Raw genomic sequence first — 10489 nt, forward strand, 5'->3', positions numbered from 1 at the left:
GGGCAAACCGTGGCGAGGGCATTGACGCCCTCGCCACCGGCTCAGAAGCGCGCCTTCACGGTCATGGTGAAGTTACGTGGCTCACCGTAATAGTTCCCGAAGCTCTCGGTCCCGATGGTGGTGTAGTAACGCTTGTCGAACAGGTTGTTGCCATTGAGGGCCACCGACCAGGTGTCATCGATGCGGTAGCCCACGCGACCGTTCCACACCGCATAACCGGCCTGGGTGATCTTCTCGCCGCTCACCGGCGATACGCGGAAATTGTCGCTTTGTGCATTGACCCCGGCGCCGACACTGAACCGCTCCAACGCCCCGCCGAGGACATAATCGCCCCACAGGCGCAGCACATGGCGCGGCACGTAGCTGTTGAACGAACCGCCGTTGAGGCTGGTGTCGATGTCGTCGAGGGTCTTGGTCTGGGTGTAGGTGTAGCCGGCCAGCAGTTGCAGGCGCTCGATGACTTCACCGCTGATCTCGGCTTCGAAACCCTGGGCGCGCACCTTGCCGGCGTTCTCATAGCAGTAGCCGTCCGAAGACGCACAGCTTGAGGTGTAGTCGGTCTGGGCCTGGTCTTTCTGCAGCGTGCGGAACAGGTTGAAAGCGCTGTTCAGACGTCCTTCGAACCACTCGCCCTTGATCCCCAGCTCATAACTCTCGCCCACCAGGGGTTTGAGTGCCGAGCCGCTTTCGGAGCGATAGTTGCCCTGGGGCGTGAAGATATCCGAATAACTGGCATAGGCCGTCAGGTGCTCATTGAGGTCCAGCAACACGGCGGCAAACGGCGTGACTTGTCCCGTCTCCGTGCTCTTGGCGTGTTCCGTACCGCCGGTGAGGAACACCGAGTCGGTCTTGGAGCTGTACCAGCTCACTCGGCTGCCCACGACAAACGTCAACGGGTCCGCCAGTTTCAACCGCAGGGTCGAATACATCCCTTGCTGCTCGGTAATAGTCTTGACCGGACCACCGCGCGTCGAGTTCTCGATGAAGTAACTGTCGTCCGGTTCGGGAATATGTCGATCCGGCTCGAACACATTCTGCTTCTGTGGCAGCAGCGCCACCGAGAAGAAGTCATCCTTGTCCGAGCGACTGGCGTTGAAACCGACGATCAACTCATGTTGCTGTCCCAGGGCGTCGAACTTGCCATCCAGGTAGGCGTCGAGGCCGTAATCGACCTGGTCATAGTCGTACATGCTACCCAGCATATTGGTGGTCGAGGTGCCGGGCGTTACCGAGCCCGATGCAAACGCGTATTTGGTGTCCTGGGTATTTTTCGTATAGACACTGGCGACCTTCACGGCCCAGTCATCATTGAGCTGATGCTTGAGATCGCCAAACACCGTGGTCCGCTGGCTGCGCCAGGTATTCCACGAGGGGTCCAGGCAAGTGGAACGACTGAGTTTCAGATCGCTGCCGTCCCGGTAGCGCGGAAGCCCGCCCCAGCAGGGGCTTGCATCGACGTCTTCATAGGCAACACCCAGACCGAGCGTCGTATCGGGCGACAGATCGAAGTCCAGGGCACCGTAATAAATCTGGTCCTTGCGCCGGGCATCGTCGTAGAAAAAATGTCGGCTCTGTTCGGCGATCACCGCCCTGCCCCGCACGGTGCCGGAGTCATTCAAGGGGCCACCGGTGTCGATCTGTCCGCGGTAATTGTCCCAGGTACCGCCCGAAAGGCTGAGCTCGGTCTGGGCCGTGGCCTGGCCGCGTTTGCGGACGAAATTGACGCCGCCGGACGTGCCGCCCGCACCCTTCATCATCCCGGCGGCGCCGCGCAGCACTTCGACACGGTCGTAATAAGCCATATCACTGCTGAAACTGTCGGCCTGGACATAGCTGTTGCCCATGTCCAGCGGAACGCCGTCGTATTGATACTGGCCCGACATCCGGAACCCGCGGGAGTAGAAATACTTGCCGCCCATGGTCGAGTCGTAGACGGTGATGCCGGGGGTCTTTTCCATGACTTGATCGATGGTGTTCAGGTTCTGGTCATCGAGCATCTTGCGGGTGATCACTGTCACCGATTGCGGCGTTTCGCGCAGGGAGTGCTCGCCCTTGCCGATGGTGACCGCGCCCGTCGTGTAGGAATCGCTGTGCTCGGTGGTCGCCCCAAGCCGCTGTGCCTCGATAGTGGTTGCGTCCAGTTCCAGTGCCGAGCCGCTGACCGGCACGGGGCGCAGCACGTACGTGCCGTTGGCCTGGAGGGCGGCTTGCAGGCCGCTACCAGCCAGAATGCGGGCAAAGCCGTCGCCTACGCCGAAAGAACCGCTCAGGCCGGGCGATCGCAAACCTTCGAGTTGCCGGGCATCAAACGAAATAGCGACACCGGCGGCGCTGGAGAAACGGGTCAGCACATCCAACAGGCTGGCGGCGCCGATATCGTAGGCCTGCATCGCGCGCTGCTGCGCCGCAGCCGCTGGAACCGGGCTGGCATTCACCGCCGTGGCGCCGGCGGTCGTGACCGCCAGCAAACCGATTTTCACTGCAAACACCAGACGGCCCGGCGCGCTCACCCACGTCATACTTCCCCTCCCCCAAACGGTCGATAAAAACTCACTGAGGAAGAGCCGAACGATGAGGATGAAAAGTGCAGGGGCTGATTTTTTTATTACGCGGCATTAGCGCCGATCGCCACCGGACACCTGGACCCAGAACCGGCTGTAGCGGGTCACCCGCAGCGAAAAACCGCTTTCCAGCGCCGCCAGAGCGAGATCGGTGTTATCGACGGGAAATACACCGGAAACCTTCAAGTCGCCAATCGCCGGATCCCAACGCAGCACACCGGGACGGTAGCGCGACAGTTCATCCAGCAGCGCCGCCAGGGGACGGTCAATGGCGATGATGCTGCCCTTCTGCCAGGCACCGACCGACACATCGTTGCCACGCAGCGCCCCCAACGACCGCTCATTGAAATCCAGGCGCTGGCCGGCTTCGACCCGCATCCTTGAGCCAGTCGCCAGCAGGCTTACCTCGACCGCTTTCTCAAGCACCGCCACTTCGCCGCCCCGCGCCTGGCTACGGACGATAAACCGCGTGCCCAGCGCAAGCACTTCGGTCGGCCCGGTGACCACCTTGAATGGACGTCGCAAGGGATCGAACGCCGTCGTCACGAGGATCTCACCCCGCAACAGCTCCAGGCGCCGCTGCTGTCCATCGAAACGCACATTGATCGAGGTGTCGGTGTTGAGCAGGACCGTGCTGCCATCGGCCAGCTGGAACTCGCGACGCTCGCCCACCGCAGTGCGGTGATCGCAAAACAGGTTCTGGGTCGCCTGGCTGTGCCAGCCCAGCCAGCCCAGGCCGCCGGCAGACGTCAGCAGCAAGGCACTGCGCAACACCTGGCGTCGGGAGCGCTGGTGGGTGTCGCTCAAAGTCGGTGCCGCGAGGGCGCCCGGCACACTCGCCATCTGCTCGGCCACCGCGGCCATGCGCTGCCAGGCCTGGCCGTGCAACGGATCGGCAGCCAGCCAGGCGCGCCAATCGGCCCGGTCCGCGTCGGTCGTAATGCCGGAATGCAGCCGGGCGTACCAGCGCGCCGCCACACGGATGGCTTGCAACTCCTCGGGGGGCAGGTTCATGAAAGCTGCAATTGAATCTGCATCAGGCAGCAATGCTCCATGGCCTTGGCCATGTGGTTATTGACCGTGCGTACGCTGACGCCCAGGCGCTCGGCAATCTGCGGGTACGTCAGGCCGTCGAACTGCGACAGGATGAACGCCTGCCGGACACGCGGCCCCAGCCCCAGGAGCAGGCGGTCGATCTCCATCAGGGCCTGGAGCAGGATCGCCTGTTCTTCCAGTGACGGGTGCTGCTCTTGCGGCATGGCAGCCAATGCTTCGAGGTAGGATTGCTCCAGCGAGCGGCGGCGGAACAGGTCGATCAGCAGCCCTTTGGCGATCATCGACAGGTACGGTCGCGGCTCGCGGATATCCAGCGCGGTGCGCGCCTTGATGACCCGCACGAACGTATCCTGGGTCAGGTCGGCGGCATCGAACGTATTGCCCAGACGCTTGCGCAACCAGCCCTGGAGCCAACTGTGATGATCACTGTACAGAACGTCGACAGCACTGCGTAGGGACAGATCGTTGGCGGGCATGGCAATGGAATAATTCGCGACTGATAATGACTCGCATTGTCATGGAGGCCATCGCCGCTTGCAACCCAAACGTACCCCGGCCGCCTTAATCCTCTGGAATCAATCAGTTGATGGAATGATTTTTCACCGTGCTTTCCACCAGATCCAGCATCTGCCCCAAGGCCCAGGGCTTGGCAATGAACGATGCGTGGTGCTTGATTCCAGCGCTTTCCGGCGTCTCGTAGCCGGACATGATCAGCAGCGGTATCTGCGGCCAGCGGTCTCCGGTCAGGTTGGCCAGGTCCGCGCCGTCGATCTTGCCGGGCATGGTGATGTCGGTGAGCAGCAGGTCCACAAAGTGGGCGCTCTCTTCGAGGAATGTCAGCGCCGCATCGGCGCTCTCCCGAGGCTCCACGACGAATCCTTCTTCCTCAAGGATCTCGCAGAGAAACTCCAGGATGGTGGGATCATCTTCCACAACGAGAATCAAACGTGTAGTCGCCTGGCCATTGCCATTTGGCATCGAATTCATGAAAGTGACTCTCCTTGACCTCATAAACCTTCTTTGCGGTTTCAACCGCCTTGAAGTTATGAGCCACACCCCTGCGAGAAATTCATTCTGCGTACCAACAGGCCGCCGAATGCTACGCCAGACACCCCTTGGCAACGCAGCGCAACGTTTTTATCTGTATATCCATACAGATAAAACTTGCCCTGGGGCGCATCCATGACCATGCTACAGCTCCATGAAATCTGCTCAGGAAAAGGGCGCTATGCAGCTGTACCTGTGTGAAAAACCGTCCCAGGCCAAGGACATCGCCGCCGTGCTCGGTGCCACGCGCCGTGGCGACGGTTGCTGGCTGGGCCCTGGTATCACGGTCACCTGGTGCATCGGCCATCTGCTGGAAACCGCTCCACCCGACGCCTACGACGCGCGCTACAAGCGCTGGGTGCTGGCCGACCTGCCCATCGTGCCCGCCCAATGGAAAATGACCGTCAAGCCGAAAACCGCCAGCCAGTACAAGGCGGTCAAGCGCCTGTTGGGGGAAGCGAAGGAACTGGTGATCGCCACCGACGCCGACCGTGAAGGCGAAATGATCGCCCGGGAGCTGGTGGAACATTGCCGCTATCGCGGGCCGATCCGCCGGCTATGGCTGTCAGCCCTGGACGAAGCGTCGATCCGCAAGGCCCTGGCCGCCCTCAAGCCGGGGGCCGAAACCTTCAACCTGTATCACTCGGCCCTGGGACGCTCCCGGGCCGACTGGCTGATCGGTATGAACATGAGTCGCCTGTTCACCCTGCTGGGGCGCCAGTCCGGCTACCAGGGCGTGTTGCCGGTGGGCCGCGTGCAGACCCCGACACTGCGGCTGGTGGTGGACCGCGACCGCAGCATCGCCGACTTCGTGCCGGTCGCCTATTGGGCCATCGACGTGCAGCTAAGCCACGAAGGCACGGCGTTCATCGCCCAGTGGCGTGCCGATCCGGATGCTTGCGACGACCAGGAGCGCTGCCTGAACCAGGCCCTGGCCCGGGAGGCCGCCCAAGCCATGGGCAATGCCGCCACCGCCCGCACGCTGAAGGTGTGTACCGAGCGCCTGCGCGAAGCGGCGCCGTTGCCCTTCGACCTGGGCACGCTACAGGAGGTCTGCTCGAAGAAACTCGGCCTCGGTGCCCAGGAAACCCTGGACATTGCCCAGTCGCTCTACGAGACCTACAAGCTCATCACTTACCCGCGCAGCGATTGCGGTTTCCTGCCCTTGAGCCAGCACAGTGAAGCGCCGGCCATCCTGGCCGCCCTCGCCCAGGCCGACCCGAGCCTGGCGGCGCTGCGCGAGCACCTGCAGCCGCAGCGCAAGTCCCGAGCCTGGAACGACGCCAAGGTCAGTGCCCACCACGGCATCATTCCCACCGTCGCCGCCAGGAACCTCGACAAACTCGCCGGCAAGCAACGCGCGGTCTACACACTGATCCGTGCGCGCTACCTGGCGCAGTTCCTGCCCAACCACGAATACGACCGGACCCAGGCCGATTTCGACTGCGCCGGCCAGGCGTTGCGCGCGGTGGGCAAGCAGATCGTCGAACCCGGCTGGAAACGCGCCCTGCCCGAAGCGCTGGCGCCAGCACGGGGCCGTGAAGCACCGGCACCGCAAACCTTGCCGGCGCTGGCCGAGGGGCGCGAGTGCGCGGTGGACGAGGTGAAACCCAAGGACCTGTGGACCCAGCCGCCCAAGCCCTTCACCGAAGGCGACTTGATCAAGGCGATGAAGAACGTCGCCAAACTGGTGGAGGATCCGCTGCTCAAGCAAAAGCTCAAGGACACCACCGGCATCGGCACCGAAGCGACCCGGGCCTCGATCATCCAGGGGCTGCTCGACCGCGGTTATCTGGTGAAGAACGGCAAGGCCCTGTCCGCCACCCCGGCGGCCTTCAGCCTGATCGACGCCGTGCCCAGGGCCATCGCCGACCCGGGCACCACCGCCATCTGGGAACAGGCGTTGGACATGGTGCAAAGCGGGGAAATGAGCCTGGAAGAATTCGTGACCCGGCAAGCCGCCTGGATGAGCAAGCATGTCGCCCGCTGCCAGGGCATGAGCCTGACCATCAACGGCCCGGCCAGCCCCGCCGGGCGCGGCGCAACGCCGTGGAAGAACAAGCGCAAGCCGGCCAAGCGCAAGGCCGGAACACCGTGTAAAGCGAGCAAGGCTAAGGCCACCTGAACATTGGTCCACCGATGACGTGGCGAAGATCTCTCTGTGGCGAGGGGATTTATCCCCGCAGGGGTGCGAAGCGGCCCTAAAACCTGACGCCTTGGTATGTCATGTAGATTGAGTTGGCTCAATCGGGGCTGCTTCGCAGCCCAGCGGGGATAAATCCCCTCGCCACAAAGGACCCCTGGAGCGCACCCATTGTTCATTTTTCATACCCAAACCATTTTGTCCGACAATATGTAGTGACCAAAAATAATCACTACAAAACCGTTGACGCCTCCGATTTGCCCTTGCATGATGCAGACGTCTCCCCGATCGGGAGTACAGGCAACTGTTTGAGCAAGCTCGTCTGACCGCCGAGCTGTTTTTTGGATAAGGGACTGCCCACAAGGCAGATTGAAGGTGCTGACCTGGCATGACCGTCCGGTAACAAGGACGAGAAACGTCGGCGAAGGTCCTCATGACGCGCGTGGTCGACCCTCGAAAGTTGACACTGGCTGAAGATTCTTCGCTGTTTCTCTTCGTTGTAGCGCATTTGCGTAGCAGCCCTTCGATAAACACTACACAACCGATGCATGACCCCGCCGAAGTTCGACGGACGAATGCTGACGACCTGGTTTCGGTATCAGGTGCCACTTACCGAGAAGCGAAGTTTTTGCGAACCACCAGACAGATCAACCAAATGGTCAAGGGGCTTACACATGAATCTGAACAATCAACCATCTATTGATGAACTGGCTCGCATATTCGCCGCACACAAGGACACTCTCGACAGCCATATCCTGTGGATCAGCAAGACTGGCCAGGTGCATATGGACTGCCTGTCGCCCTACACCCGCGAAGACGAGTTCGAAAAGAACACGCAAGAGCTGTGCGCCCGGCTGAAGATGTACCGCCGCGGCCAGGGCTACGTTGGCAAGAAGGCCGCGGCCGACAAAGACTTCATCGGTCGCGTGCTGCAAACGCTGACTCAGGCCTGGCAGTCGATGCAGCACACCTCTGAGGTCCAGGTCATCGACCGCCTCTGCTGATAACCGCTAAACAAAAGGGCCCGCTCCTGGATCAGAAGCGGGCCCTTTTTTTTGAAACAGAGCACTAGAACACCGACCAGCCGATCCGCTGGCTGAGCAGTTCCAGCGCCGCCATGCCGGCCAGGGAGTTGCCGGCGGCGTTGAGTTCCGGCGACCAGACGCACACCGTGAACCGCCCCGGAACCACGGCGACAATCCCGCCGCCAACACCGCTCTTGCCCGGCAAGCCGACGCGATAAGCGAAATTGCCGGCCTCATCGTACAAACCACTGGTGGCCATGATGGAGTTGACCTGCTGGGTCTGCCGGGCGCTGAGGATCTGTTCGCCACTGTGCTTGCAGAACCCGTCGTTGGCCAGGAAGCAGAATGCCCGGGCCAGGTCGATGCAGCTCATGCGCAGGGCGCAGTGGCTGAAATAACTGCGCAGTACCGCTTCCACGTCGTTCTGGAAGTTACCGAACGATTGCATCAGGTACGCCATTGCCGCGTTGCGGGCACGGTGCTGGTATTCCGACTCGGCGACCTTGCCATCCACCATCACCTGCGGGTTGCCCGACAGCCGCCGTACGAAATCACGCATCGACAACGCCGGCGCGGCAAAACGCGACTGGTTGATATCACAGATGACCAAGGCGCCGGCGTTGATGAACGGGTTACGCGGCCGACCGCGTTCGAATTCCAGTTGCACCAGGGAGTTGAAAGGTTGGCCAGACGGCTCATGGCCCAGGCGTTCCCAGATCGCTTCGCCGGAATGCCCGATGGCCTGCACCAGGCTGAACACCTTGGAAATACTCTGCACCGAAAACGCTGTTTCGGCGTCGCCGGCACAATACATCTCGCCGTCATTGCCATACACGGCAATACCCAACTGGTTGGGCGACACAGTGCCCAGGGCCGGAATGTAGTCGGCCACCTTGCCCTGACCAATCAGGGGGCGAACCGCATCGAGGATCTCATTCAACAGTGCTTGCATATGCGCAGGGTCCAATCATTCCCCGTTCGAGTGCGGGGATACAGACGCTAGACGCTGGTAGGCGGGGTCAGAGCACACTGTTGCATCAAACTGCACAAATCCCCTGTGGCGAGGGCATTTATCCCCGTTGCCTGCGAAGCAGCCCCATATGTCTAGTGAGATTGACCTGGCATACCGAGGCGGCTGGTTTTGGGGCCGCTTCGCGCCCCAGCGGGGATAAATCCCCTCGCCACAAGATGTGTTTGCCTTATGAACTTCAAAAAATTTCACAGGCGCATCTCACAAAATCGAGCGGTCTATAGTTCAAAGGATCAATCGGCAGGAGTAGACGATGCGACAGATCATGCAAAAAGAACCCTGGTGGGCCTCGCCACCCAAGCCCGGGCAGGATGAAAGCGAGCTGGAATGGGGCTGGCTGGTGATCTACAGCGAAGGCGAGCCGCGCTTCGAATTCATCAAGGAGCGCCCATCGGACGAGCAGATCCGCCATCGCAAAGGTTGTCGCGTCACCCTCGGCTCAGAATGATTCGGCCCGTCACGGCTTGATGTCTGGCAATGCCACCGCTCGATTGGCCAGGTCCGCCTCCACCAGGCTGCCTTCTATCTCTTCGTCCAGGTAATACACCGGTGCCATCACCCCGCTGAGGGGATGCTTGAGTGACTTGAACCACGCCTCATCGAACGCAGCGCTCAGGCTTTTGCGAATCTGCGCCTCCATTTCTGGCCGTTCGCCCTCGTGGATGATCGCGCGAATACCCGCCACGCCCACCGAAATCAATGCCCCGGCCGCCTTCCCTGCCACGGCCGCCGCCGCGCCGGTCGCGCCTCGCGTGGCAAATTGCGCCTCGATTTTTTCGCTGGTGCGTTGCGCCACCGTTGCAATCACCGCCTCTGATGGCCCGGCACCTGTGGTCGCGGCCTTGTTGACATGATCGATCAGGGCCGCATAAGCCGGCAGTGTGTTCAGCGGTTCGGCGTGAATCACCTCGTACAACGAAGCGTTACGCGCCGCCGGCGGCCCCAGGTTGATAGCAGGAATGCCGTGCAGGCGCCGATTCATCAGTTCGTTCGGGATTCGATGCCGCTGGGCGACGACCTGGACCTGCTGATTGAGCTGGCGTATGTAGTAGTCCGTCGCGGTGGCCCTGATCGCCTCGGGATCAATTTCCATCGCCACCGGCTCCAGCACCTGCTCGCGATACTGCTCTTGCAGGTAAACCGCCAGGCGCCTGGCCGAGGAATCCTCCTCGCCCTTGGCACTGGCGGCATACCAACTGACCTTCACCGCCAGCCATTCCTGGGTCCAATAGCTGCTGAACCAAGGGATGAATTGAGCCTCGGTGCGTTCATAGACCAACACACGCCAATGCTCCATCGACCCGCGAGCGTAGAGGGCTGCCTGTTCGATAGCGCTTTTCGACGCCGCGATGATCTGCTGGTCGACCTGTCGCCAAGTGTCCTGGGAGATGGCTACCGTGGCCGCCTGTTGACCGCGCTGTGGCGTGGCGCACCCCGCCAGAACGAGCACAACGGCCAACATCAGCGCACGCAGCACAGTCGCGCCACCCCGGATTCAGGTCATCTACCGGTTGAGTATAGGTCGCGAGAAACAGGGATCCGGGCTAGACACACAAAACCAATGGGGGAAGCGAGCTTGCTCACGATAGCGATGTATCAGTCGCTATCAACGCTACTGACCCACCGT

At 61.5% G+C, this 10489-nt stretch carries 9 protein-coding genes; 3 read left to right on the plus strand and 6 right to left on the minus strand.

What is annotated here, in order from left to right:
• Positions 1–41: 41 nt before the first annotated feature.
• The 4 genes from AC30D9_RS24435 to AC30D9_RS24450 form a co-directional block, all read right to left on the minus strand.
• The gene (locus tag AC30D9_RS24435) at positions 42–2519 is read right to left on the minus strand and encodes a TonB-dependent siderophore receptor (RefSeq protein ID WP_490145040.1); all 2478 of its coding nucleotides are present in this window, start codon (positions 2517–2519) and stop codon (positions 42–44) included.
• A gap of 96 nt (positions 2520–2615) precedes the next feature.
• Positions 2616–3575 (minus strand): FecR domain-containing protein, encoded by a 960-nt coding sequence (locus tag AC30D9_RS24440; protein ID WP_134923702.1) that lies wholly within the window; start codon positions 3573–3575, stop codon positions 2616–2618.
• A complete protein-coding gene (locus AC30D9_RS24445) occupies positions 3572–4093 on the minus strand; it encodes a sigma-70 family RNA polymerase sigma factor (RefSeq protein WP_053123338.1) in 522 nt (173 codons plus the stop codon). Before AC30D9_RS24445 ends, AC30D9_RS24440 begins: the two co-directional genes overlap by 4 nt.
• A gap of 103 nt (positions 4094–4196) precedes the next feature.
• On the minus strand, positions 4197–4604 hold the full coding sequence (locus tag AC30D9_RS24450; protein WP_307571231.1) for a response regulator: 408 nt from the start codon (positions 4602–4604) through the stop codon (positions 4197–4199).
• A gap of 241 nt (positions 4605–4845) precedes the next feature.
• Here AC30D9_RS24450 and AC30D9_RS24455 point away from each other — a divergent pair, with 241 nt between their 5' ends.
• Together AC30D9_RS24455 and AC30D9_RS24460 are read left to right on the plus strand one after the other, a co-directional pair.
• Complete coding sequence (locus AC30D9_RS24455) at positions 4846–6789, plus strand: DNA topoisomerase III (protein ID WP_490145041.1); 1944 nt, start codon at positions 4846–4848, stop codon at positions 6787–6789.
• 692 nt (positions 6790–7481) lie between these two features.
• A complete protein-coding gene (locus AC30D9_RS24460; protein ID WP_134923698.1) occupies positions 7482–7811 on the plus strand; it encodes a hypothetical protein in 330 nt (109 codons plus the stop codon).
• 64 nt (positions 7812–7875) lie between these two features.
• On the opposite strand, the gene glsB is transcribed toward AC30D9_RS24460, so the two are convergent.
• The gene (gene glsB, locus AC30D9_RS24465; protein ID WP_134923697.1) at positions 7876–8784 is read right to left on the minus strand and encodes a glutaminase B; all 909 of its coding nucleotides are present in this window, start codon (positions 8782–8784) and stop codon (positions 7876–7878) included.
• Positions 8785–9115: 331 nt separating this feature from the next.
• Here glsB and AC30D9_RS24470 point away from each other — a divergent pair, with 331 nt between their 5' ends.
• Positions 9116–9310: a hypothetical protein gene (locus AC30D9_RS24470; protein WP_058545342.1), complete on the plus strand. Its 195-nt coding sequence runs from the start codon at positions 9116–9118 to the stop codon at positions 9308–9310.
• Between the two features lie 9 nt (positions 9311–9319).
• Here AC30D9_RS24470 and AC30D9_RS24475 read toward each other — a convergent pair whose 3' ends face one another.
• On the minus strand, positions 9320–10339 hold the full coding sequence (locus tag AC30D9_RS24475; protein WP_307571234.1) for a hypothetical protein: 1020 nt from the start codon (positions 10337–10339) through the stop codon (positions 9320–9322).
• Positions 10340–10489 lie beyond the last annotated feature (150 nt).

It is taken from the genome of Pseudomonas sp. DF11, assembly GCF_058148565.1.